Annotated in this window: 20 protein-coding genes; 13 read left to right on the top strand and 7 right to left on the bottom strand. The window is 43.6% G+C overall.

All coding sequences use genetic code 11. The features are described 5' to 3' along the window. Positions 1 to 19: 19 nt before the first annotated feature. The gene (locus tag ACS8FB_RS11920; protein ID WP_439263218.1) at positions 20 to 1,039 is read right to left on the bottom strand and encodes a Xaa-Pro aminopeptidase; all 1,020 of its coding nucleotides are present in this window, start codon (positions 1,037 to 1,039) and stop codon (positions 20 to 22) included. 282 nt (positions 1,040 to 1,321) lie between these two features. Continuing rightward, positions 1,322 to 1,810 carry an META domain-containing protein gene (locus ACS8FB_RS11915; RefSeq protein WP_439263217.1) on the bottom strand — a complete coding sequence of 163 codons (489 nt, stop codon included), beginning with the start codon at positions 1,808 to 1,810 and terminating at the stop codon, positions 1,322 to 1,324. A gap of 421 nt (positions 1,811 to 2,231) precedes the next feature. Between ACS8FB_RS11915 and map the strand changes: the two genes are divergently transcribed. Together map and glnD are read left to right on the top strand one after the other, a co-directional pair. Next, positions 2,232 to 3,023, top strand: coding sequence for a type I methionyl aminopeptidase (map, locus tag ACS8FB_RS11910; protein WP_068325997.1), 792 nt, complete (start codon positions 2,232 to 2,234; stop codon positions 3,021 to 3,023). Positions 3,024 to 3,201: 178 nt separating this feature from the next. Beyond that, a complete protein-coding gene (gene glnD, locus ACS8FB_RS11905) occupies positions 3,202 to 5,931 on the top strand; it encodes a [protein-PII] uridylyltransferase (protein WP_439263216.1) in 2,730 nt (909 codons plus the stop codon). 59 nt (positions 5,932 to 5,990) lie between these two features. On the opposite strand, the gene ACS8FB_RS11900 is transcribed toward glnD, so the two are convergent. Next, complete coding sequence (locus ACS8FB_RS11900; RefSeq protein ID WP_439263215.1) at positions 5,991 to 6,707, bottom strand: hypothetical protein; 717 nt, start codon at positions 6,705 to 6,707, stop codon at positions 5,991 to 5,993. Between the two features lie 246 nt (positions 6,708 to 6,953). Here ACS8FB_RS11900 and dapC point away from each other — a divergent pair, with 246 nt between their 5' ends. The 8 genes from dapC (at position 6,954) to ACS8FB_RS11860 (ending at position 16,002) form a co-directional block, all read left to right on the top strand. Continuing rightward, positions 6,954 to 8,210: a succinyldiaminopimelate transaminase gene (gene dapC / locus ACS8FB_RS11895; protein ID WP_439263214.1), complete on the top strand. Its 1,257-nt coding sequence runs from the start codon at positions 6,954 to 6,956 to the stop codon at positions 8,208 to 8,210. A 219-nt stretch (positions 8,211 to 8,429) separates the two neighbouring features. Continuing rightward, positions 8,430 to 10,439 carry a DUF294 nucleotidyltransferase-like domain-containing protein gene (locus tag ACS8FB_RS11890; RefSeq protein WP_439263212.1) on the top strand — a complete coding sequence of 670 codons (2,010 nt, stop codon included), beginning with the start codon at positions 8,430 to 8,432 and terminating at the stop codon, positions 10,437 to 10,439. Between the two features lie 17 nt (positions 10,440 to 10,456). Continuing rightward, positions 10,457 to 11,062, top strand: a complete 606-nt coding sequence (locus tag ACS8FB_RS11885; RefSeq protein WP_439263210.1) for a 3'-5' exonuclease — start codon at positions 10,457 to 10,459, stop codon at positions 11,060 to 11,062. A gap of 59 nt (positions 11,063 to 11,121) precedes the next feature. Continuing rightward, positions 11,122 to 13,167 (top strand): D-alanyl-D-alanine carboxypeptidase/D-alanyl-D-alanine endopeptidase, encoded by a 2,046-nt coding sequence (dacB, locus tag ACS8FB_RS11880; RefSeq protein WP_439263208.1) that lies wholly within the window; start codon positions 11,122 to 11,124, stop codon positions 13,165 to 13,167. Between the two features lie 127 nt (positions 13,168 to 13,294). Beyond that, complete coding sequence (locus ACS8FB_RS11875; protein WP_439263206.1) at positions 13,295 to 13,810, top strand: ABZJ_00895 family protein; 516 nt, start codon at positions 13,295 to 13,297, stop codon at positions 13,808 to 13,810. A gap of 134 nt (positions 13,811 to 13,944) precedes the next feature. Beyond that, positions 13,945 to 14,475 (top strand): DUF421 domain-containing protein, encoded by a 531-nt coding sequence (locus tag ACS8FB_RS11870; RefSeq protein ID WP_439263204.1) that lies wholly within the window; start codon positions 13,945 to 13,947, stop codon positions 14,473 to 14,475. 69 nt (positions 14,476 to 14,544) lie between these two features. Further along, positions 14,545 to 15,033 carry a 23S rRNA (pseudouridine(1915)-N(3))-methyltransferase RlmH gene (gene rlmH, locus ACS8FB_RS11865; protein ID WP_439263202.1) on the top strand — a complete coding sequence of 163 codons (489 nt, stop codon included), beginning with the start codon at positions 14,545 to 14,547 and terminating at the stop codon, positions 15,031 to 15,033. Between the two features lie 87 nt (positions 15,034 to 15,120). Further along, on the top strand, positions 15,121 to 16,002 hold the full coding sequence (locus ACS8FB_RS11860) for a DODA-type extradiol aromatic ring-opening family dioxygenase (protein ID WP_439263200.1): 882 nt from the start codon (positions 15,121 to 15,123) through the stop codon (positions 16,000 to 16,002). Between the two features lie 31 nt (positions 16,003 to 16,033). Here ACS8FB_RS11860 and ACS8FB_RS11855 read toward each other — a convergent pair whose 3' ends face one another. Both ACS8FB_RS11855 and ACS8FB_RS11850 read right to left on the bottom strand, forming a co-directional pair. Then, a complete protein-coding gene (locus tag ACS8FB_RS11855; protein ID WP_439263198.1) occupies positions 16,034 to 17,527 on the bottom strand; it encodes an amidase in 1,494 nt (497 codons plus the stop codon). A gap of 184 nt (positions 17,528 to 17,711) precedes the next feature. Beyond that, positions 17,712 to 21,068, bottom strand: a complete 3,357-nt coding sequence (locus ACS8FB_RS11850) for a DNA translocase FtsK (protein ID WP_439263196.1) — start codon at positions 21,066 to 21,068, stop codon at positions 17,712 to 17,714. Positions 21,069 to 21,762: 694 nt separating this feature from the next. Between ACS8FB_RS11850 and trxB the strand changes: the two genes are divergently transcribed. From trxB to ACS8FB_RS11835, 3 genes are read left to right on the top strand one after another with little or no spacing between them, the layout of a single operon-like run. Then, positions 21,763 to 22,797: a thioredoxin-disulfide reductase gene (trxB, locus tag ACS8FB_RS11845; RefSeq protein WP_439263195.1), complete on the top strand. Its 1,035-nt coding sequence runs from the start codon at positions 21,763 to 21,765 to the stop codon at positions 22,795 to 22,797. Continuing rightward, the gene (gene aat / locus ACS8FB_RS11840; protein ID WP_439263193.1) at positions 22,798 to 23,589 is read left to right on the top strand and encodes a leucyl/phenylalanyl-tRNA--protein transferase; all 792 of its coding nucleotides are present in this window, start codon (positions 22,798 to 22,800) and stop codon (positions 23,587 to 23,589) included. Positions 23,590 to 23,646: 57 nt separating this feature from the next. Then, positions 23,647 to 24,087, top strand: coding sequence for a MerR family transcriptional regulator (locus tag ACS8FB_RS11835; RefSeq protein WP_439263191.1), 441 nt, complete (start codon positions 23,647 to 23,649; stop codon positions 24,085 to 24,087). Positions 24,088 to 24,129: 42 nt separating this feature from the next. Here the strand turns inward: ACS8FB_RS11835 and rimI are convergent, their stop codons facing one another. Together rimI and ACS8FB_RS11825 are read right to left on the bottom strand one after the other, a co-directional pair. Then, positions 24,130 to 24,621 carry a ribosomal protein S18-alanine N-acetyltransferase gene (gene rimI, locus ACS8FB_RS11830; protein WP_439263189.1) on the bottom strand — a complete coding sequence of 164 codons (492 nt, stop codon included), beginning with the start codon at positions 24,619 to 24,621 and terminating at the stop codon, positions 24,130 to 24,132. A 120-nt stretch (positions 24,622 to 24,741) separates the two neighbouring features. Then, positions 24,742 to 24,864: EF-Tu C-terminal domain-related protein (locus ACS8FB_RS11825; protein ID WP_459113003.1), on the bottom strand; the 123-nt coding region annotated here is incomplete at its 5' end.

The following is a 24,864-nucleotide window of genomic DNA, read 5'->3' as shown; positions in this document are numbered from 1 at the left end:
TAAAGTTAACGATGGATGATTACTGACCCCAGATAGGTGAGCGTACAACCCCGCCCGCCTTACTGCTAATGGCATAGCTTGTCTGACCCGCTAGCGAATGTATGACTATGCTGCCACCGCTTTGTCCGTCCACTCGTGAGGTGCGCGTAGGATAAACACTATACTGTCCAGAGGGTGAAAAACGTGCTGGCTCATCTAGACCCGTCTCTGCAAGTTTAACAATCTCTCCAGTTGCTAGCGTCAAAATCGCCGCTTGACGGTCGTTTAGATAGGCTAGGCGCTGGCCATCAAAGCTGAGCTGCGGACTGGCAGCATAATCTTTCATCGTTATTTGAGTGGCGTTACGAGTTGCAAAGTCATAGCGATATATTCTCGGTCGTCCAGCGTTTTTCTTATCACTGGTGTAAACGAAGCTTTGGCCATCACTGGCATAGCTTGGCTGCACCTCGGTGCTAGGCAGTGTGGTCAGCTGTTTGGTTTTACCACTATCTAAATGCATCTCATAAATGTCTGCGTCACCGCCAACGGTTGAGCTATAGAGCAGCTTTTTGCCATCTGGTGAGAATGACGGTGATAGGTTGCTACCCTCAGTACCCACCACCAGATTGTGCGTTTGGCGACTCACATCATATATATAGATTTTTGGGTTTTGTCGCGGGGTTTGCTTACTATAAGCCAATAACTGCCCATCAGCTGACCATGCTGGTGCATATATATAGCCGCTTAGCTCATCTATGAGTTGTCTATCGCTACCGTCAGGATAAATGCTGTACAGACTAGAGACTTTTGTAGACCCTGCGCCTTGTTCTTCCACGTAGGCAATGCGACCTGCACGATCTAGCGCTGGCATTTTCGCTGTTAGTGGACTTGTCATCGTACTGCTAGTAAGCGTGTGCGCGCCTTTGTCTATCGGCAACGTGCTACAAGCCGTTAAAAAAACGCTGAGTGCAATACCCGCCGTAATATTGCAAGTGATATTCGTCTGAGTTATAGAAAGGTATTTTGTGTGTAGAAGTTGAGAGATACTAGAGGTAGGCATAAAGAGGTACTCAGTTAGGTTCTGGCTAGAAGCAATAAATTAAAAGACGAAAAACGCGTTTGAGTAGCTAAGCGTGTCATGTATCTTCTATGAAAAATACCCATTGATGAAATAATAAGACAATAGGTAAAATAATTAGGACACACAATTAGGTCATAGAAAAACGCCTCACTACATTATATAGTGAGGCGCGCTATGATTAACAATTATTCGTCTTTTTTTATAGTAATAACAATAATTTATACAAACCATGTTAAACCGCTTTATGTACTTAGTTATTACTTATTTAGCGATGGCTTTAAAGTGAGCCACTTGGTTTGCATTGCGAATGGTTAAGATAGGTACATTGTTTGCGTTATTATTGATACTGTACTTGCCCTGTACTGTTGCAAGTGTCGCTGTATCAAAGCTTGCTTGTGGCTCAGGGCATGCCATCATAGTAGATAAGACATTACCTAGTACAACGTTACCATCTACCACACTATAGTCAGAACCCATGTTGTTACAAGTGTTGACAAAAGTGACACGGTCATTGCCCTCGTTTTCAAAAAACTTTAAGGTCAAAGGTTTAGACGGATCAAAGAATAGCTGAGTGACTTTTTCACCATTGCTACGTTTGGCATCAACGAGTTGCCAATCATGTGCTTGTAGCGCATTAGTAGTAATTGGTTGAGTGACTGGTGCAGTGACGCTAGGGGTTGTCTGGCAACCAGCAGCAAGTGTACCTACTGTAAACGTTGCCGCCATCATTACTTTTGTCATACTGTTCATAGAAACTCCTATAATAGATAAATTTAAACCTTTGTATAATCAATATATTTTTATTGGTTATTTGAGGCTAGCACTTTTGTAATAGCTCTTATTTAATTTGCTAGATAGATGCGCTAAACATCAACACTATTATGCACGACGAGCAGATTATTGTCATGAAAGATTGCGTACACCCTTGCCTTTAGATTTGTTTCACTGTATAGCTATTTTGCTAATACACCTTGTCAAGACATACACTACCTGCTAACTGCTGATTTAGTCTTAATTATTCTAAATCAGTACTCGCTTGGCATTTTATATAAAGCTGTCAAGCATTTACCAGTGAAAGACCGTGACCGCTAGCGTCTATGGTAGGGCCGTTAACCAGGTATTTATGCTATAATGCCTCTACTTTCATTCTATAACTATAAGTACGACAATGATGACTAAAAAATCCCTTATCCAGTCCCCTGAAGCCATAGAAAAAATGCGTGTCGCCGGTAAGCTTGCCAGCGACGTACTTGTGATGCTTGATGAGCACGTGAGAGTCGGTATCAGTACCGAAGCGCTCAATCAAATAGCTCACGATTATATCGTTAATGAGCAGCAAGCTATCCCAGCGCCGCTCAATTATAATGGCTTCCCAAAATCAATCTGCACCTCAGTGAATCATGTGGTGTGCCACGGTATCCCAACCGAAAACAAATTGCTTAAAGACGGCGACATTATTAATATCGATGTGACTGTCATTAAAGATGGCTATTATGGCGATACCTCAAAAATGTGGATCGTTGGTAATGGTTCCATCATGGCGCAGCGTATCTGTAAAGTGGCGCAAGATGCGCTGTATGCAGGCATGAGTGTCGTCAAAGATGGCGCGCGTTTGGGTGATGTTGGTGCCGCTATCCAAGAAGTGGTCGAGCCTGAACGCTTTAGTATCGTGCGTGAGTTCTGTGGTCACGGTATCAGTAATGAGTTTCACCATGAGCCACAAGTTATGCATTATGGCAAAAAAGGCACAGGCTTTGAGCTTAAAACTGGCATGACCTTTACTATCGAACCCATGATTAACCAAGGTACATGGCAGACCAAAATCCTACCGGATGAGTGGACGGCGATTACTAAAGATCGTAAGCTGTCTGCCCAATGGGAGCATACCATGGTCGTGACTGATAATGGCTGTGAGGTATTTACCACGCGTCCTGAAGAAGATTTGAGCTTTTTGACCCAATGATATAAATCAAGATCGCTTAGGCGGTCTTTTTTTTGCGCTATTATTATTGTCTTTAGGCTATTATTATGAGTCGGTAGATACGCGTTAAGTATTATGTTGACTGCTTTTAGCTTTATACGTTTAATTGCTTTGTGCTTTTAACACTCTCTATTTTTAAATTATTGTTTGGATAACGCTCATGTTCTCTTTCGATGCTGCTTCTATTAACCTAACTCCGCTACCCTCTTTTCCTGCGTCAGATACGGTCTCATCATCTGATACGGAGAAGTCTTTACTTGGTATACCCAAATGGTTAACGCAGATCAATAACGATATTAGCCGCGCTCTTGAACGTGGAGCGAATATTCGTCAACTAGTTGGCGCTCGTAGCGATGCCATTGATGATTTGCTGATTGTATTGTTTACATGGTTTGAGTTAGACAAGACAGATTTGGCATTATTTGCAACTGGCGGCTATGGACGCGGCGAGCTGTCTCTGTATTCAGATATCGATATTTTATTGCTAGCACCTGATAAGTTACAGACCGATGTTAGCAGTAAAATTGATAGGCTGGTAGCGATGTTATGGGATATTGGTCTTGAGCCTGCGCTATCGGTACGTAGTGTCGATGACTGCTTGGAAGCGGCCACGGATCATACGGTTGCCAGTACGTTACTAGAGGCTCGATTGTTAATCGGTAATGAAGCGCTACAGAGCATTCCTGTCGATGTCGTTAACAAATTATGGTCACAAAAAGATTTTTATGAAGTAAAAATCAATGAGGCTAAGGTGCGTTATATTCGGCATAACGCCACCGAGTATAATCTTGAGCCTAATATCAAAACCGCACCTGGCGGACTACGCGATATTCATATCGTCGGCTGGGTGACCAAGCGCTACTTTCGAGTCAGCAAACTCTACGATTTGGTACAACAAGGCTTTGTGACCGAAAAAGAGTTCGATGAGCTAAGCTTTGCTGAAAGTTACTTATGGCAGATACGCCATTATTTACATGAGCTGACAGGTCGTAACGAAAACAAGCTGCTGTTTGACTATCAGCGCGATATCGCGCAGCGGATGGGTTATGAGTCGCAGCCAGATGATCAGCCTAACGCCGCGGTTGAACGCTTTATGCGCGACTACTATCGCTGTGCAATGCAAATATCAACGCTGTCTGAGATGCTTATCAATCATTACTATGAGACCATCATAGAGCCGCATCTGCCGGATGATGAGCAGCCTACTAAGCGTCCATTAAACGCGCTTTTTAATCAGGTTGGCGAGCAGATTGCCGTCTCCCATCATCGTGTGTTTTCTCAGCATCCTGAAGCGATTTTGGAGATGTTTTTACTTATGGGACAATACGGGATAAAGAGCATCCGAACCCGAACTCTGCGTGCACTAAAAATTGCCGCGCGCGGTATCGACCAGACTTACCGTGACAATCCTGAACATCAAGCGTTGTTTTTAGAAAACATAAAAGAGCAAAACTATTTGTTCCATCGGTTGCGTGCGATGAATCGCTATGGGGTATTGGGTAACTATATTCCTGCCTTTGCGCAAGTGACCGGTCTTATGCAATACGACTTATTTCATCGTTATACGGTCGATGCGCACACGCTATTTTTGATTCGAATTTTACATCGCTTTACCGACGCGCGTTTTTATGAAGACTTTCCGTTAGTTAGTGCTATCTTTCAGCGCATTGAGCGTAAAGAGATTTTGGTATTGGCAGCGATGTTCCATGATATTGCCAAAGGTCGCGGCGGCAATCATAGTCAACTTGGGGAGACTGAGTCGATTGAGTTTTGTTTGGCACATGGTATGAGTAAAGCCGATGCTCATCTGGTAGGCTGGCTCACACGCTATCATTTATTAATGTCTATGACTGCACAAAAAAAGGACATCTCAGACCCTGAAGTGGTGACTATCTTTGCTGATTTGGTCGGTAATGTCACTCATCTTAATCATTTGTATGTATTGACGGTGGCAGATATGAACGCTACCAATCCGCAGCTTTGGAACAGCTGGCGGGCGACTTTGATGAAACAACTATACTCACAGACGCGCCGCATCTTACGTGCTGATATCGACGCACCGACCAACCGTCAAGATATGATTCGTGCGACGCGTAAGCAAGCGCTGACGATGCTTGATAACGCCAACAATCAGCATATGAATCGTGATGAGGTGCTTAGGTTATGGGATGAGTTGGGTGATGAATACTTTTTACGTGAGATTGCAGAAGACATCTTATGGCATACTGAAGCCATCTTAAACCATCCCCCTATCGGCTATGCGTCTAATGCTGATAGTATGCCACTAGTTGTATTACGTGAGCATCGGGAGTTGGCGCTAGATGCTGTACAAGTCTTTGTATATACCCAAGATCAGGCCAACTTATTTGCGGTCACCATGGCAGTATTTGATCAGATGAGTCTTGATGTACTGGACGCACGAATCATCACCGCGACCCGTGACTTTGCTTTAGACTCTTATGTGCTACTTGATCGTAGCGGTACATTATTAAAAGATGAGGACAGTCAACAAGAGCTAAAGCAGCGTTTAGTAGATGCTTTTAAAAACCCTACAACACCCAAACTTGCGCAAAAACGTATCCCGCGCCAGCTTAGACATTTCGATGTACCGACTATTATTGATTTTGAGTTTAATGAGGCTTCAGGTCAACATGTCATGAGCTTACAGACACTTGATCAGCCAGGGTTACTGGCACGAGTGGGACAGATATTTTTGCAGCAAGGAATTGAAGTGCATGCGGCTCGTATTACGACCTTAGGTGAGCGCGCAGAAGACATGTTTTATCTCAGTGATCAAAACGATGCGCCATTATCTATAGACAAACTTGATACGTTAAAAGCGGCTTTGATTGCTAGTATTAGCGTCTTACCAGATAGCAGTCACGCTTAGCCTAGCGTGACTGCTATTAACCGATTTAAATGCTATGGTTCTAATGAAATAGCATGGTTCTAAGACATATGAATCAGGCTTTTATAAATCATTTTGTCGGCATAAGGTGACAACTCTTCGTCAGCAATCTCTGGTGGCAATACTTCTGCTTCTATCTGATATTGTCCTAATATCAAACGTCCAGCTTCGACTTCTTTTTGTAGCAGACGTTGCAAGCTAGCCAGTTTTAGATGGGACTTATAACGCTCACAAATCGTTTGTAAAGAGATAGGCGCGCTAGCATGAATAGCAGGTAAAATAATATCTGATGCCAATATATACATCTCATTTAACGCCTGTTCTCGTACAAGGTCTGCAATATCAATTCGATTTTGCAAACGATTTGCCAAACGCCCTTTAGACGATAACATCACTACAAACAAGGCAGTCTGTACACCAAATACAGCCATATACATCCAAAAATACAGCTCTACGTTTAATAGACTGCTAAGTAGCATAAGAACGACAGCCACTATGAAATAGCTAACCAGCTGCCATAATAACCACATAATTAGGCTATTATCTCCAAACCAAAACATCCAGCGCTCTTCTAGTGCGATAAGGCTTTGACGGGCCTCCCACCATTGCTGTTCACGCAGTTTCAATTGTTCACAAAAACCAGCATGCTGCACATTATTATCACTAGTGTTATCAACATCGCTAGCATTATCAGTATTGTTATTACTGGCATTGATAACTTCGATATTAAGGTGGTCGGCCTTAGAAGCTTTAAGCATATCAATCATCCTAACAACAACTTACCAAAGTTAATGGCAGTCATTGCTTATATCATTATTATTTATAAGCTATGAGTGATAAGACAAACAGCTAAAACATTAAACTGCTATTAAGTATTTCGTTAGTAAATAGCAGTAAACATGAGCGAGAAGCAAAAGACAAAAAATAGGAGAAGTGCTACACTGCCTAAATGTAATTTTTCTTTATATATTTATTATCAACTGCCTATTATAGTTACCAAACTTATGAATAACAACTTAAAGCATTTGCACCCATATCCGTTTGCCAAAATGGCGACTCTGTTAGCTAACAGCATACCAGCCAACGACTATTCTGAGATTAAGCTTGGCATTGGTGAGCCAAAACACAAGCCACCGACTTTTGTGCTGGACGTACTACAAGAAAACTTAGACAAACTATGTCGATATCCAACCACTAACGGCAGCTTTGAGCTGCGTCAGACCATTGCTCATTGGCTTGAGAAGCGGTTTTTTTTGCATCATGTTGACGCCAATACCGAAGTACTGCCGGTCATGGGCACACGTGAAGCGATTTTTAGTTTTGTACAAGCGGTAGTGAATCATAATGACAATACTACTCATCAAGCTATAGACAATGCAGATGACAAGCCCTGTGATCCTATCGTCGTCATGCCCAACCCTTTTTATCAAATTTATGAAGGCGCTGCGTTACTCGCTCAAGCAACGCCATACTTTGTACCTTGCGTATTAGGCAATGACTTTAAAGGCAATTATCGCGCCGTACCGAAAGCTGTCTGGCAACAAACACAGCTGTTATTTATCTGTAGTCCAAATAATCCGACTGGATCAGTGATGACCATGGAGGACTGGGAGTTTCTCATCCGCCTATCAGATCAATATAACTTTATTATTGCCAGCGACGAATGCTATAGCGAATTATATTTTGATAAAGCGCCTATTGGTCTGCTGCAAGCATGTGCCGAACTTGGTCGCAATGATTTTAAAAACTGCGTCGTATTTCATTCGCTATCTAAGCGCTCAAACCTCCCCGGCCTGCGCTCAGGGTTTATCGCAGGCGACCAATCTATTCTAAAATCTTATTTACAATATCGCACCTATCAAGGCTGTGCGATGCCTATACCTCATCAGTTGGCATCGATTGCCGCTTGGCAAGATGAGAAGCATGTGGCGCACAATCGGGCGCTATATCAAGAAAAGTTTGCGCTGTGGATGACAGAGTTAGGCGAGCTACTAGATTTACGTATGCCTGAGGCTGGATTTTATTTTTGGGTAAAAGTTCCTGAACAGTTCGATGGTGATGATGAAGTCTTTGTCAAAGCACTGTACGAACAAGCCAATATTCATGCACTGGCTGGGCGATACTTGTCACGTGAAGTTGATGGTAAAAATCCCGGTCAAGGTTATGTCCGTATCGCTCTCGTTGCTAGTGTTGACGAGAGCCGCGAGGCCATTGAGCGTATTCGCAAGTTGTTAACGGCGCAAGCCAAACTGGTGAGTTAACGGTTGATGTGCTAAGTATGAAAAGATAAAAGACTAGAAATTTTAAGCTATATATCCTTATTAACAACAATGTTATGGATGGCAAGATAGTGCTATAGTAAGACAATATCGTTTTACTATAGTCGCCTACGCAGAGTAGCATTTTTTATGGCTTTGACTTAAGCATTGAATTTGCAATGATAAACTGCTTTTGTTGGCGACGCTATCAAGGATGATGCCATGCCCCATCTTGATTTTACCCAGCCACCATTTGATGTATTGCGTTCAACTGAACGTCAAAGCCTCAAAAAAAACACCCAAGTCCGCTATCTTGGCGCAAATGAATCTTTAACTAGTGACGACTTACACAATTTTTTTGTGGTATTAAAAGGACAAGTTGATCAAACGCTAGCTGGCGAATTTGTCGCTTCTTATTTTGGTAGTAATCACTCCGACCAACTAAATAGCAACGACTGGTTTGATAGTCGCCGCACGCCCGAATCGCAAGGCCGTATTGTCAAAGCACAAAACGATGGCAGTACTGAGCCTTATCAATATACGGCTCACGAAGATACTTTATTGCTGCAAATTGATGGTGCTGCTATCGATAAAATTAGCGCGCAAAATCATCTAGTTCGCCAACTACTATCAGACAAATTGCCTGAGCGGCTAAAGGCACTACAACAAAGGCGTAGTACGCAAGGTCAAGCATTAGGATTGCATGCAGAAAGCTATACGGCGCAGCAAGAAGTGCAGCAAATCATGCTACAACCAGTCACTGATGTGACCCTATTGCCCGTACATATTGTTGATGCCGATAACAGCCTACATGAGGCGGCACGTATCATGACCGAAGCTGGATTGAAGCATGTGCTAGTACGCCCAATGAACCATTTGTTAGAACAACCTATAGATACGCTTAGCGATACTGAAAATAACTCTAAGCCTGAAACTGAACATAGCATTACCCGCCGTTCAGATCATGAGCTAGGTATCTTGACTGATACTGATATCTGCCGTGCGGTCAGCGAACAGCAAGACCCTGCTACCACTCCCTGCCAGCATTTTACCAGCTTCAACCTACGGACTATCGATGCCGATAATGAGATTGGCGATGCGCTAATGACTATGACTCGCTACCGTATTCACCGCTTACCTGTTATTGATAATAAAGGTCAGGTCGTAGGTGTACTGGGGCAAAGTGATGTCTTAGCTTATCTTGGTCATCACTCACAGCTTATTAGTGTTCAAATTGAGCAAGCAAAAGACTTAAGCAGCCTAGATAGAGCGGTCGAGCTCATTGGTCGCTATATTCGCTCGCAGCACCAAAACGGTGTCAAAATCGGCGTCGTTAGCCGCATGGTACAAACGCTAAACGCGCAAGTCTTTACTAAGCTTTGGAAGCTCATCGTTCCTGATGAGGTCGTAGAAAATACCTGCGTCATCGTAATGGGCTCAGAAGGACGCGGCGAGCAAATCATGCGTACTGACCAGGATAATGCATTAATCATTCGTGACGGCTTTACTCATCCTAAGTTGGCGCAGTTTGCTGATATCTTTAACAATCATTTAGCAGATCTTGGTTATCCGCTGTGTGATGGCAATATCATGATGAATAACTCAATGTGGCGGCAACCACTAAAACCGTTTAAAGCCCAGATCAGTTTATGGTTTAAAAATACCGATCCGATGCACAGTATTTACTTATCCGCCATACTTGATGGTGAGTACGTCTGCGGCGATGAGTCCCTGCTAAACGATATACGTGACCATTTAAAAACGGCGCATCGTCAATCAGATCGGATGTTCGTACGGCAGTTTGTACGGGCAGCGCTCCAGTTCGGTGATGTCAATCAATGGTGGCAAAAGTTTGTACCGTTATTAAGCGGTAAACCCAGCTCACATGATATTGATCTTAAAAAAGCCGGTATCTTTCCACTGGTGCACGGCATCCGTACCTTAGCATTAGAAAATGATATTTTAGAAGTGCCTAGCACTAAAGGTCGCCTTAAAGGCTTAGTACAAGCTGGCGCTTTAAACCAAGAGCGGGCTGACACCTTATCGGAAGCCTTAGAGTTTTTTATGGCGCAGCGTCTGTCCGTCGCACTCTCCACAGATGATAAGTATGCCCGGCACGTCGACCCGACTACCTTATCAGCGCTTGAGCGTGACTTATTAAAAGAGTGTCTGGCCGTGGTCAAAAGCTTTAAAACGCAGCTGCGGCAGCACTATCAATTAGAGGCATCATAAATGGATGTTAGACTGATATGAGTTGGTTAAAGCAGTTATCTTCTACGTGGCAAAAGTCGCAATTGCAGCGTCCTGAGCTGGCATCGATGTTTGATAAACCTTTGGCTGAGCAATGGGTCGCGATAGACTGTGAGATGACGGGGCTCAATCCAAAAAGGCATCACTTATTATCGGTAGCAGCCATTCATATCAACGGTAATATTATCGATACAGGCAATGGTATGCATCTGGTTTGCAGGCCACCTGTGATGCCTGATCGTGATACCATTGTCATTCATGGTTTGCGTACCGCTGACGTTGAAAACGGGATGAGCTACGATGAGATGCTCGAGTTACTATTACCCTTTATTGATAATCGGCCGATAGTTGGATTCTGCCCAAAGATAGATACTGGCTTTTTGAACCCTTTGGTAAAGCGCTATATGGGTACTACTTTACCCAATGACGTCATTGATGTGCGGCATTTATATAGTCGGCGTATGAGCGGTCAAACCCAAGGTCTCTCTGGTCAATCACAGCATCTGACCAGTATCTTAGCGCATTATGATATTCCTGAGCTCGGTACTCACGATGCTTATAACGATGCCATCATGACGGCAATGGCATTTTTACATGTACGCTAAAGCTTGCCACCGATTCATGTTACTATAGGCGGTTTTTGCCACCTGATGGTAGACCATTCATGCAACTCACCTCCAAACTTTGCACGCCTCCTACAACGATTGTCAAACTGAAGCTTTTTTGCACTTATTTGCGACCACTTAATCAGTCTAGTAAACGCTTATCAACGCTTGCACTATTTGCCACAGCTATCATAACGCCACTTCACGCACAAGCAGCACTACCAGACGCTATCCAAGCAGCACTATCGCGAGCAGAGTTAACAGCTGCTGACATCAGTATTATTATCACCCCAGTGGGTGACAAAAACGCCAGCCGACTACCTCCTCCGATACAGGTTGTTGACAGCAATATTGATACTCAGACTCAGCTTACAAGCAACACTTCTGAGGCTAATAGCACCAGTCAGAAAACGGCGCAAACCAATAACCATAATGGCAAAAATAATGCTGATAGCCATGCTACAAACTATGTTAAAAACGATCCTAGTCAGCAGATTACATTGACTACTATTGAGAAGCGCACGATTAAAAAGCATGAGCAAAAAATACACGCTTATACCGATGACCCTTATACCTACCAAAGCCTAGAAAGCATTCCAACAGTACTCCCAGATGATGTAAACTCAACGTCTATTAATAATGCTAATAGCGATGAAGATGCCCATGTAAGTGCTAATGTAAGTACTGATAAAGACAGTAGTGCTAACGCTGCTACGCCCGCGATCAAAATCTCATTTTCACCTTTATTAAGTCATCAACCAGATATCGCGCGCACGCCAGCTAGCACGATGAAACTGGTGCCCAGCTTTATTGCTTTAGATACGTTGGGCGCTAACTTTGTCTGGCAGACACGCGTCTATCATACCGGTATTATTATCGGCGATCGTCTACTCGGTGACTTGGTTATTCAAGGAAGTGGCGATCCCAAAATGACCCATGAGCGTTTGCAGCAGTTACTCTATAAAGTGCAAGCAGCAGGTATTCGTCATATCAACGGTGATATTATTATCGATAGCGGGGTTTTTAAAAATGTTAGCAAAGATCCTGCGGCCTTTGATAACGCACCATTGCGACCTTATAATGCCAGTCCTGATGGTTTTTTGGTAAACTTTAGCACTATCGGCATCAAAAGCTATCCATTAAATGAGGGACAAGCGCAGCTGACTTATAAGCCGCAACTGGCAAATTACCAACTGCCTAACACGATAAATACGCGCTCAGCTTACTGTGGTCAAGCCCGTTATAGCCTAGCGCCGCAGTGGCAATCCCAACAGCTAATCTTAAATACTACTCTACCAACTAGCTGTAAAGAGCACGTCTTTTATGTCGCGTATCCTGATGCCAAAGATTTTGCGGCACGCGTCATTGCTGCCAAATGGCAAGAGCTAGGCAATACGCTAAGCGGGAATGTCATTACTCAAGAAGCCCCTTTTGATGCGGCAAAAAATACAAAACCAACACGTGGTCTAGCAGCGCTGCCCATATCACCGCTCCCTCTTGTTAGTTATCCATCGTTAAATTTAACTCAGCAAATTTATGACATCAATCACTTCTCTAATAATGTTATGACTGAGCAAGTAGCACTATCAATAGGAGCTTATGATGAGACAGCTAATAATAAAATAATAAACAGTCAAACAAGCAGCTTATACCAGTTTGGTAAGCCTACTGCTACAGACTATTCTGTTGCCTTACAAACCATGAGCCAGTGGTGGCAAACTCATCTAAGTACGCCGCCGCCATACTTGACCAATGGCTCAGGACTCTGCCGCGACTGTACAATCGCAGCGGCCAACTTGAGCGAGCTATTAACATACGCTTATAGTCATCCAAGCTTTGATGCCTATGTCAACTCTTTAGGTATCGCGGGTGTCAGCGGTACTATTGCGGCTCATGGCGAGCGCTTACCTGAGTCGGCAGCTATTGGTCGTGCATGGATAAAAACGGGCACCTTAAATAACGTGACTTCGATGGCAGGTTATGTCAAAGGGTCGTCCGGACAGGATTATGTCGTCGTTGGTCTTATTAACACTAAGCAGGCCCTAAACGCTTATAATGCTAGAACGGTGTTGGACACCATGCTCGACTGGACTGCGCAGCACTAGTCTTTTATTAAAAGAAGCAGCCCCAAATAATTGAGCTTAGTATTTATTCTGGCCTTTGTTGCGATTTTATCGACTACTTACTACATTTATATCCATTGTACGTTTTTATTTTTATAAAGGTCAGCTTATGTCACGCAAGACAACCAATCTTAGAAAGTCTACTGCCCAGACAGGTCGCAATGATCACCTGCCAAACTCTCAATCAGACTCACCTAAGCTGGCTCAATATATCGGTTTTTTCGCGATTGGTTATATTCTTACCAGTACGGTATTTATGATGATCCAAACTCAAGTTACTCTCAACTCGCACTTGGTCACTGTGCTCTCTATCATCATCGGTGCTTATATTGCGGTATATAAATTTATCAAGCATCATAAGCGGGCGCTAGGTAGAGATGAGATCAATCGTTTAGTGTTTGGCGGAGTGACTGTCGTTTGGCTGCTGACTGCCGTTTATTTTTTGGGCATATGGTTCTTCTTGTTTGATGCAGTAAGCCGTGAAGTATTATTTGAGATGACCATGCAGCAGCCCCTGCCTCTACTCTCTGCGTTAATCATGATATTGGTGCTCACCTTCATCAGTGCGCGAATCAGTATCCTACTCTTAAATCGTCTACTGGATCCAAAACGAAAATCATCTTAAAGACTGACAATCTATCTATAACGTACTACAAATTTTCTGCATTATTTATACTTAAATTCCGTTACGCTGGATTAAACTGCCTTTATTAATCTAAGAATTTGAAATATTTTGTATTATAGATAGGAGTAAATACGATGGACATGCTCTTTTTTGACAGTATAGATAAGCTTGGACGTATTGTTTTAACCACAGCCATGGTTTATATATTAGTTGTGATAACAACCAAAGTCTCAGGCAAACGCTCTACCTCACAGCTAAATAACTTTGATTGGATCGTCACCGTGATGATCGGCTCGCTGGGTGCGAGTACTATCTTACTCAAAGAGATTCCGCTTATCGAAGGCTTTAGCTCAATCTTGGTACTTTATGTACTACAATTTTTGGTGACCAAATATGCGGCGATTTCACCACAATTTAGTAACGTTATTTTGTCCGAACCCCGTATTGTTTTTTATCAAGGACAATACTTACCAGAGGCTATGCGTACTGAACGCTTAACCCGTCAAGAGCTTGAGTGTGCCATGCGCTCTGAAGGTGTAAGGAGCTTGGATGATGTTGAAGCGATTGTCTTTGAATCTGATGCCAAGCTGACTGTCATCACTAAAGACAGTAGTAACCAAGATACAGATAGTATCTCTGAGACACTATCTCCGTTGACTGATTAACAAGAGACGATTGAATAAATTATATTTAGTCGTTATAAAATAAATCAAAAAACTAAGGAGCAAGCGGCAATGAAAGTAAGGCTCTTAACCGTTGGTAATAAAATGCCCAATTGGGTACAAAGCGGCTTTAATGAATATTATAAACGTATCCAGCCTATGCTCAGCACCGAAATCGTTGAGCTGGCCGCAGCCAAACGGGCCAAGAACCCTTCTGATGCCAATTTGGCGCAGTATCGCGAGCAAGAAGGACAGACAATCTTGGCAGCTCACACAACTGCTACCCGTGAACAGCTTTGGGTACTGGATGTTAAAGGTAAAATGCTATCGACAGAAGGTCTGGCAGAAAAACTCGCGGATGCTATGCAGCAAGGCGATGATATTGCGTTCGTAATCGGCGGGGCAGATGGCGTCTCGCAAGACGTGTTGGCGCAGGCGGATGTAAAATGGTCATTGTCAGCGCTGACGTTACCGCACCCTTTGGTACGAGTAGTATTGATGGAGCAGTTATATCGAGCGATGAGCATCAACCACAATCATCCTTATCACCGTGGTAACTAAAGACGCTTATACAAGCGTCGTAAAACTAATCTATCAGAAAATTCAGCGCAAGATTGAAAAACCCATACGTGCCCTAATAAACGGTACATGAGCTATCCGAAACTTGCAAAACCTATGCCGTCTAACCATCTTTATGATCATGCTAAAGCGATCGAGCCCATCAGTGCGGCTATCGCTTGGGCAGATGCACCTGCAGGACTCAATAATGCAGCAAGACTGCCAGCGTTATTTATATCTCATGGTGCACCGACGCTTGCTATCGAGCAGTCTGCGACCACGAACGCCCTTGCTCGAATAGGACAGAACTTACCCAAACCTCGTGCTATCGTTATTATGTCTGCGCATTGGCTGTCTGCCAAGCTTGAGATTAGCAGCAATCCCAAACCTAAGACCTGGCATGATTTTTCTGGGTTTGATCCTAAATTGCACGAATTACAGTATCCTGCTCAAGGTCATGCTGAGCTAGCTGAGTCTTTAGCGCAGCAGCTAACAGCACGCGGTATCATTTGTAGTGCCAATCCAATGCGAGTCTGTGATCATGGTGTTTGGGCCCCGCTCAAACATCTGTATCCAGAAGCAGACGTTCCTATCGTACAGATATCTCTACCGCAGCACTATGATAGTGTGTCTCTTTATCAGCTGGGTGCGCAGCTTGCTTGTCTGCGCGAGCAACAAATACTTATTATCGGCTCAGGTAATATCACTCATAATTTGCAAGCGCTACGCTGGCAGGCTGATAGCATTGATCCTGCCGCCAAAGATTTTAAGCTATGGTTGTTACAACAGCTCAAAACAGACATTCCATCGGCGCTAGATTGGCAACAGTATCCTGATTATAAAAACATCCATCCAAGCGATGAGCACCTGTTACCGATATTTTTTGCACTAGGCGCAGCGCAGCGCGTGTCTGTTGTGCATGAAAGTATGGCGCATCATAGCCTTGGGATGGATATCTATCGCTTTGACTAGATCAATTCTACAACCCTATTACTTGGTATAGTTACTTCTCAAAAGCCGCCTTAGTAAATAATCCTGCGCGCTCAATCTCTCCTGCCAAACTTAGTAGTGTGGTCTCATCATTCATACGACCGATCAATTGCATGCCAATTGGCAGACCCTTTTTACTCATTCCAAGTGGCAGTGACATGGCAGGTAAGCCTGTGACATTACCGAGCAAAGTAAACGCCATTTTGCTCAGTACAGGATGGCTAAGCTTCTCAATCATCCCTGAGCTAAAGGTATATTTACCCATATTAATACCTTTATTTAATAGACCTGAGGTGCTCATTAATATCTCGTCTACTCGGCTTGGTGGCAACACTCCATGCTTCACCGCTGTCGTTGGTACTGTGGGACATAAGATCATATCGTATTGCTCAAGTAGCCTACCCGTCTGGTATTGGCTATTATGCCAGCCGTGTTTTGCATGTACTAAATCGACAGCAGACAATGAGCGGCCAAGCATCGCCATATTGTAAGTTTGCGGCTCAAGGTTTTGCACATGCTGTTTGCCATGGCAGCGCTCAATATCGTCGATAGTAAAAGCCGTATGGGCACACACCACTACGATAAAATCATGCCAAAATTTCTCGATATTAATGTTTGGTTCAGCTGGCACAACGCGGTGCCCCATAGCCTCCAATTGCTTAGCGGTTTTTTCCAGAGTAGCCAACACCTCTTTATCCACTACAGTATCGGCAATGAGTGGCCGCTGATGTAAAGCAATCGTCAGCGGACGAGGTGCACGCATTGCTGCTTGCAAAAATGTGCCATTGGGCGGAGCAATCACATAAGGTGCACCCACCTCAGTGCCACTCGTCGCATCAAGCATCGCTGCACTATCACGCACCGTGCGCGTGATGGCATGATCGGCGATCGCGCCATCCCAGCCTTCACCAAATGCAGGACCAATTGGATTGCGGCCGCGACTAGGTTTAAGGCCAAATGCACCGCACCATGCTGCAGGAAAGCGTATCGAGCCGCCGCCATCTCCTGCGCCTGCCATCGGTACAATACCGCTGGCGACTACCGCTGCACTACCGCCCGATGAGCCACCAGAGCTATAGCCCTTTTTGAATGGATTGTGGGTAGCTCCATGTGCTTTGGGCTCAGTAGTAATGATTAGACCAAACTCGGGAGTATTAGTCTTGCCAAAGGTATTAACGCCACTGGCTTTCATGCGTTTGACAATTTCGCTGTCGTAATCGGTCATGATATTGACACTGCGACTGCCCATCGTTAATGGCTCATCAGAGAAATAGAAAGACAAATCTTTGAGAAGATAAGGGACACCAGTAAATGCACCTTTCGGTAATCCTGCTTGCGCGGCATCATAGGCACGCTCATCAAAGCGGTGAATAATGGCATTAAGCTTTGGATTGAGTTTGTTGGCTTGATTGACGGCAGCATCTAACAACTCTTTAGCGCTGACTTGTCCTGAATTGACCAATTCTGCTAATCCTAGCGCGTCGTACTGAGTATATTCTTTAAACATTTTTGCATCCTTGCTTAGAAATAATTTTACTTATGATCATCAAACCTATTGAGTATATCGGTTTAGATAGCAGACGAATAGACACCTATCAGTACTGCTCTGTTCATTACTCTATTTATTAAAACGAAAAAGCGAGCCACTATTGCGACTCGCTTTTTCTTTTATTAGCCAGATTTACCTGTATTTACATAAGCAACTCACGCTTACCACTTTTACCCATGGAGCTGACCAGTCCAGCCTCCTCCATAGAGTCGACGATGCGCGCCGCGCGGTTATAACCGATACTAAATTTGCGTTGAATGCTAGAAGCAGATACTTTACGAGTCTCCATAATAAAGGCGACTGCATCATTATAAAGATCGTCGTCTTCACCAGATGCACTACCAGCACCACCACCGCCAGGGCTCGACAATTCAAAATTGCCCGCCATGTTGTCGATATAGTCTGGTGCACCGCGTTCACGCCATGCATCGCACACACGGTTGACCTCTTCGTCACTAACGTACGCCCCGTGGACGCGATCTGGCTCAATCTGTCCTGGCCCCAAGAACAACATATCACCGTTGCCAAGCATGTCTTCTGCCCCGCCGCTATCCAAAATTGTCCGTGAATCGACTTTTGAATTAACCCGTAATGCCGCACGTACTGGAATGTTGGCTTTAATCAAACCAGTAATGACATCGACCGATGGACGCTGAGTGGCGAGCATAAGATGAATACCTGCCGCCCGCGATTTTTGAGCCAAACGCGTGATAAGCTCTTCTGCTTGCTTACCGACCTGCATAATCATATCGGCAAACTCATCCGCAACAATGACAATCATCGGCAAGGTTTTAAGCTTCGGTGCTTGGTCAATGCTTACACTGTCGTTAGGTCGCCATAATGGATCAAGCATCGGCTTGCCAGCTTTTTCAGCAGCTATTACCTTTTTGTTAAACTCATTCAGCTTACGCACTTTTAGCAAGCTCATTAATTGATAACGGCGCTCCATCTCAGCCACACACCAAGATAAGCTACTAGCCGCTTCTGTCATATCGGTGACGACAGGCGTTAATAGATGTGGAATGTCATTATAGTTGGCCAGCTCAAGCTGCTTTGGATCAATGAGAATCAGGCGCAAATCATTTGGCGTATATTTAAGTAGCATCGAGAGCAGCATTGAGTTTACCAATACTGACTTACCAGAACCTGTTGTACCTGCAACCAACATATGCGGTGCACGAGCAAGATCAGTAATAATAGGATTGCCACCGATATCTTTACCCATTGCCATGCTGATTTGCGCTTTAGGGTCTTTGTATTTTTCAGTATTTAAAAGCTCAATCAGACGCACCATTTCGCGTTTTTTATTCGGCACTTCGATGCCGATATAAGGCTTACCTGGAATGACTTCGACCACACGTAATGACGCCATAGACAAGGAGCGCGCAAGATCACGTGAAATACCCGTAACCTTACTGGCTTTTACCCCAGCGGCCAAATCTACTTCAAAGCGCGTGACGACTGGTCCTGGAATCGCATTTACGACCGAGGCTTTGACATTAAACTCCTGTAGTTTAATCTCCAATAGCTCTGATAACTGCTCAAGCTCTTGAATGGTATAGCTTGGCTTACGATCAGGATCTGGTTTATCTAAGATAGACAGCTCTGGAATGGGGGTCAGCTGCGCACGATATTGAGCGGTTTGCATTGAGCGTGACTTTTGACTAAACGCTGCATCATCACTGATATCAGGCATGACTGGCGCATCTGTATCGCCCAAACGACTATCGTCTTCTGGCATCATATCGGTAATATGATTACTACTATCACCCTTGGGGACGGCAAAGCTCATCGTTGGTTTGGACGCTGCTATCGGCTCAACACTTACGCTTGGATTAACGCTTTCTACCGCCGGCTCAGCTTTTGACGCCGTCTTTGGATTGGCAGGTGGCGTATTGGTCGGGGTCATATCTTTCGATATCACCGGCTCTTGTACGTTTAACTTTCGTTTAACCTCAACGTTGTCAGTTTCCGCCGCTCTCTCTTTTATTATAAGCTCTTCAGCTACAGTCTCTTTGGATATAGGTTTTTTCTCTACAGCTTCTTTAGCGACAGACTCTGTAACTATAGGCTGCTCGTCAACCACTGGTGAAGCTTGATGTTCAGCCCTCTTCGTGGCTTCGCGTATTGGATTTTGATGGTCGGTGACGACGTTATCAGCAGAGGTGGTATGCTCAAACGAAGATGCTTTATCTGCCTTTGCAGGCTCGTTCTCAGCTAGCCAAGTATTTGCCAACGCATCTAAATTGGGTGTTTGTTCAATAGCAGCAGTCGTATCTATTTGTTCAGATTTGATTGCATCAGATTGGTTATTTTCAAACGCTCTATCGTCATATTCTACTGCTTGCTCAAAATCTACATGAGTTTCTACAGGTGCAGATATAACAGGATCTGTAGCGGGCATCGGCGTTGATACGTATTGATCTTTCTCAGATTCAGTGGCCAATAAATCATCGACCGTACCAGCATCATTCCATGCAAAGCTAGGTTCAACTTTACGAGTAGGCATAGTGGGTGCTACTACTTGTGTCTTATTATTAGCGTTTTCAGTATGGTTATTCGATATAGGAGCTGATGCTTGCGAGCTGTCATACATAGTAGCCTGATTTGTAGCAGACTCAGCAGCATTGGCTGCAACAGTCGCCTTGACGCTAGCGCCAAGTCCTGACTTGGCCAAAAAATCCGTTAGCGCATGACTAAAGCGACTATTATTATCTGGCGTATGGCTTACGCCAGCGGTTTGTAGCTCGAGGGGTAGTTGCTCGTAGCCATCGGCACTTTGTTTCGCTTTACGTTCAGTGCTTGTATGGTTGTTAGTACTGGCAGCTAACTTATGAGCTGCGCTGTTTTCCTCGTCGTTAGATGCTGTATTATCAGAGCCTTGCTGACTGTAGATATGCTGAACACTATTATCTTTGACACCTGAGCCAAGCCATGACAAATCGATAAGCTTACCATATAACTTATGCCAATGAATATTGAACGCAAACGTCGCAGTGATACCGACAAACCCTGCCAAAAACAATACACTTCCCCACTGCGATAATAGCTGCGTCAGGCGTGCTTGCAACTCAAGCCCGATGATGCCGCCTGCAACGCCTTCAAGGCCTGATGCAATAGGGTCTGTAACTTGCTGTACTAGAGCAACAATTTGCGCAAACAAGGCACTACTACTTAGTATTAAAAAGACATAAGCCACCAAGCGTAGCAACCAAAACGTCGGCTTATTGTCCCACCAAATCAAGATAGATTCATAGATTAAAAAAGCCAGTAGCCACCAAGCGCCAAAGCCAAAAAAGCTATAGAACAGATCAGACAACCATGCGCCTGTTGAGCCGCCCATATTATTAATCGTCGTCATATCACTGCTAATATGCGACCAGCTAGGATCATTGCCGGTATAGGTCGATAAAATAACGAACAAATAAACGGCCAAAATTATCCCAAGAAAGGTAAATATCCCTTTTTTTAAATACTCAATAAGCGGTGCTGATATCACGTAAAATCTGCCTTGTTATCCATACTAAATAGTCGTCAGTCCATGATTAAGCTGAATCATGCTGACATAAAGTGCTGACATAGATTGACGTAGCCAAATACTTATAAACAGTCTTTATAAACGGGGTCTATAAAAAGCATCTATAATAAAACAGCTATTATAAGGTATCTTATTGCTATACATAACGTAAAAGTCGTCGTTTAACATTTAAAATAGGTACTTAGCACTCTATGTTAGTAATATGCTTGCCTATCGCTAGCCGATGTTACTCACACTCTAGGCGTTTAGCATAACTTCTTATAATAACAAATACATAGCTCGATTGGGGACGATGTTATGAATAAAACGTGCAAGAAAACACACCGATAACGAATTTATAAATAAGTAGAGACCTCAACAAAATAGCGAAGGCAATCTCATTGAAAAATATAGCTATGAACACTATTGATTGACTATAATTAACCTTCAACAAAAGAGGTAAAAAATTATAACGCTCTACTCAGATAAATCTTGTGCAAAATTGAGCTGCACAAACACAGCGAGCATACTTTAATTGTAATAATATCCATATTAGTTTTAGCAAACTTGCACTTCTTAGTAACGGCCCTTATGTTAGTATCACATATAATTAAAATCACTCAATTATTTCTAGTTTTTTATAATCATCGTTTATCAAATTTAGCAAGGAAAAAGTATGTCAACTGAAAACAACACTGCTACTCAAGAAGCGCGTCACGAAAAACTCATCATTTTAGGCTCAGGTCCAGCAGGATATGCTGCCGCTGTCTATGCTGCACGTGCCAACCTAAAGCCAGTGATGGTCACTGGTATGGAAGTAGGCGGACAATTAACCACCACCACTGAAGTCGATAATTGGCCAGGTGATGCTTATGACTTGACAGGCCCTGTACTGATGGATCGTATGAAGGCACACGCTGAGCGCTTCGGTACCGAACTGGTCTACGATCATATCAATGCTGTTGACCTAAGTGCGCGTCCTTTTAAGTTGACTGGCGACAACGGCAGCTATAGCTGTGATGCTCTTATTATCTCAACAGGTGCATCAGCGCAGTATTTAGGTTTAGAGTCCGAAACCAAGTTTAGAGGCCTTGGCGTATCTGCTTGTGCCACCTGTGATGGTTTCTTTTATAAAGACCAAAAAGTTGCGGTGATTGGTGGTGGTAACACCGCTGTTGAAGAAGCGTTATATCTATCAAATATTGCTTCTGAAGTCACATTAGTGCATCGCCGTGATAGCTTACGTTCTGAAAAAATTCTACAAGACAAACTGTTTGAAAAAGCCAAAAACGGTAATGTGAAAATCGAATGGAACCATCAAGTAAAAGAAGTAGTCGGTGATGATATGGGTGTCAATGGCGTCATCATCGAATCTATGATTGACGGTAGCACTAAACAGTTAGATAGCCATGGCATGTTTGTAGCAATTGGCCATAAACCTAATACTGATTTATTCAAAAATCAGTTGGACATGAAAGATGGCTATCTTATCGTCAATAGCGGCTTAAACGGTAATGCTACGCAAACCAGTATTGAAGGGGTCTTTGCAGCAGGTGACGTCGCCGATCATGTTTATCGTCAAGCCATTACTTCTGCTGGTACTGGTTGTATGGCAGCGCTCGATGCCGAAAAGTATTTGGATGCTATGGGTGAAGTTACGGCAACTGATCATACGTATGCATCGACCCTGACTGCCGATAAAGAAGCCTAAATGGGCAACTTTTCTCAACAAAATGATAGTCATATCACGCCTGAGACTTTAAAAAATCTTGGGCGTTATGACTTTCCTGACCCTACTTCTATCGATCCAGATGGTATCGGTATCGTGGCGATAGGTGGCGATCTAGCACCTCAAACGCTGATTTCCGCCTACGCGCAGGGATTATTCCCTTGGTTTAACGAAGATGAGCCTATCGCTTGGTGGTGTCCTGACCCGCGTTGTGTAATAACGCCGACCGATTATAAGCCAAGCAAATCGCTACGCAAGCAAGCAGACCGTACTCGTTGGCAGCTGACGCTCAATCAAGCGTTTGATGATGTGATTCATGCCTGTAGTTTACCGCGCAGTAATGGTTTGCCTGAAAGTGAGCATACTTGGATACATGAAGAAATGATCGAGGCTTACACAGCGCTTCATGCTCATGGATTTGCCCATAGTATTGAAGTTTGGGATGAGAAAGGTGCGCTCATTGGTGGACTTTATGGGTTAAAAATAGGCAGTATTTATTTTGGTGAGTCGATGTTTCACCGTGCCTCTAATGCCTCAAAAATTGCATTCTGGGGCTTGATGCGTTTATGCGAACAAAGCAATGTTACCCTTGTAGACTGTCAATTGCCAAATGATCATTTAATAAGCTTGGGTGCAACGATTTTACCACGTCCTCACTTTTTAGCACAGCTAGATACGCTGATTGGCAGTGGTTCAACCACATGGCGAAAAGATTCTCACAAATCCTTATCCGTATCGCTAATTGATACAATAGAGCCTTGGCAACTCAAGTGAGAACAAATGCTATTGTAATAGCAAACCTTTTTATAATTACCGGTCAACGAGGTTAGTATGGCACCTGATACATCGTTTTTACTGATTGGAAAATTGGCAACACAGGCCAATACGACCAAGGACACCATACGCCATTATGATCAATTGGGGCTGCTAAAATCACGTAAGCGTCAAGCTGGATCTCGTCTCTATACTGAGTTTCATTCAGAGTGTATTGAACGTATCGAGCTGATCAAAAGCGCTCAAGCTATTGGCTTTACGCTCACTGAAATCAAAGACAGCCTTAATGACTATTATGATGGGCATCTCAACCTTGATGATCAACTGATGCTGACGCAGCAAAAGCTTACGCAAGTGAAAAAGCAACAGGCGAATATAAATCGTATGGTCGAGTTACTCACTGAGCGTATTAAAGTACTTGAACGTATGAAAGCAGACAGTACTTATAACATTGATGGCGCAGACTGTAAAATACCTAACGCTGCCCCTCCTTTATAACCTCTTCAAAAAATGCGAAACTCACAATACTAAATCACAGTGCTATAGCAAACGTTGCATGATGAGCGCATCAATTGCTGGCTGATTCGGTATACGATAATAGCCCTGACGCTTATAAATCATTGAAAACCCTTGCTGTTCATACAAAGCTATCGCAGGAGCATTGTCCGCCCGTACTTCTAACAGTAGCGTCTCCACATCTTTATTTATCAATTCAGTATTTAATTTATCAAAAATCTGCGAGGCGATACCTTGGCGTTGACACTTAGGACGAGTACCAATTCGTAGAATTTCTGCCTGCTCAAATACTATCTGATACAGACAATAACCCACTATTTTATGGCTAGCAATTTTTTCTTCTTTGCCTTTATCATAAGCAATCAGGATATGATTGTTATCTTGCTCTAGCAAATCAACCATTGCTTGACACGACCACGCCTCTTGCGCCTGCACCATAGCTTCAATATTCGCTACCATTTGTATTATTGTGACAAAATCTAAATCGTGATTTGACAGACTTTTTATAGTAGCCATTATGCTTCCTCGTCTTACTCTTCATCAAAAAAAAGCCACCCTTATATAAGGATGGCTTTTTGACTAAAGGCTTCACACTCATCAGACTAAGCTGAATGCAGCAAACCTTGCAATGTCTTCTTAGTCGTTAACGTTAGCAACAACACCAGCGCCTACTGTACGGCCACCTTCACGAATTGCAAAGCGAAGACCTTTGTCCATAGCGATTGGGTGGATAAGCTCGACGCCCATCTCAACGTTGTC

The sequence above is a fragment of the Psychrobacter sp. 1U1 genome, from assembly GCF_051847535.1.
GTDB classification, from domain to species: domain Bacteria; phylum Pseudomonadota; class Gammaproteobacteria; order Pseudomonadales; family Moraxellaceae; genus Psychrobacter; species Psychrobacter saeujeotis.
The sequence above is the reverse complement of the archived record's forward strand: the minus strand, read 5'-3'. Positions and strand labels throughout refer to the sequence as shown.

Excerpts from the sequence above, each read along its gene's own strand:
- rimI (WP_439263189.1), bottom strand. The coding sequence starts at position 24,621 with ATGGCTACTATAAAAAGTCTGTCAAATCACGATTTAGATTTTGTCACA.
- ACS8FB_RS11900 (WP_439263215.1), bottom strand. The coding sequence starts at position 6,707 with ATGCTTAAAGCTTCTAAGGCCGACCACCTTAATATCGAAGTTATCAAT.
- dacB (WP_439263208.1), top strand. The coding sequence starts at position 11,122 with ATGCAACTCACCTCCAAACTTTGCACGCCTCCTACAACGATTGTCAAA.
- ACS8FB_RS11920 (WP_439263218.1), bottom strand. The coding sequence starts at position 1,039 with ATGCCTACCTCTAGTATCTCTCAACTTCTACACACAAAATACCTTTCT.
- ACS8FB_RS11885 (WP_439263210.1), top strand. The coding sequence starts at position 10,457 with ATGAGTTGGTTAAAGCAGTTATCTTCTACGTGGCAAAAGTCGCAATTG.
- ACS8FB_RS11870 (WP_439263204.1), top strand. The coding sequence starts at position 13,945 with ATGGACATGCTCTTTTTTGACAGTATAGATAAGCTTGGACGTATTGTT.
- trxB (WP_439263195.1), top strand. The coding sequence starts at position 21,763 with ATGTCAACTGAAAACAACACTGCTACTCAAGAAGCGCGTCACGAAAAA.
- ACS8FB_RS11855 (WP_439263198.1), bottom strand. The coding sequence starts at position 17,527 with ATGTTTAAAGAATATACTCAGTACGACGCGCTAGGATTAGCAGAATTG.
- ACS8FB_RS11835 (WP_439263191.1), top strand. The coding sequence starts at position 23,647 with ATGGCACCTGATACATCGTTTTTACTGATTGGAAAATTGGCAACACAG.
- ACS8FB_RS11875 (WP_439263206.1), top strand. The coding sequence starts at position 13,295 with ATGTCACGCAAGACAACCAATCTTAGAAAGTCTACTGCCCAGACAGGT.
- dapC (WP_439263214.1), top strand. The coding sequence starts at position 6,954 with ATGAATAACAACTTAAAGCATTTGCACCCATATCCGTTTGCCAAAATG.
- ACS8FB_RS11890 (WP_439263212.1), top strand. The coding sequence starts at position 8,430 with ATGCCCCATCTTGATTTTACCCAGCCACCATTTGATGTATTGCGTTCA.
- rlmH (WP_439263202.1), top strand. The coding sequence starts at position 14,545 with ATGAAAGTAAGGCTCTTAACCGTTGGTAATAAAATGCCCAATTGGGTA.
- ACS8FB_RS11860 (WP_439263200.1), top strand. The coding sequence starts at position 15,121 with ATGAGCTATCCGAAACTTGCAAAACCTATGCCGTCTAACCATCTTTAT.
- map (WP_068325997.1), top strand. The coding sequence starts at position 2,232 with ATGACTAAAAAATCCCTTATCCAGTCCCCTGAAGCCATAGAAAAAATG.
- glnD (WP_439263216.1), top strand. The coding sequence starts at position 3,202 with ATGTTCTCTTTCGATGCTGCTTCTATTAACCTAACTCCGCTACCCTCT.
- aat (WP_439263193.1), top strand. The coding sequence starts at position 22,798 with ATGGGCAACTTTTCTCAACAAAATGATAGTCATATCACGCCTGAGACT.
- ACS8FB_RS11915 (WP_439263217.1), bottom strand. The coding sequence starts at position 1,810 with ATGAACAGTATGACAAAAGTAATGATGGCGGCAACGTTTACAGTAGGT.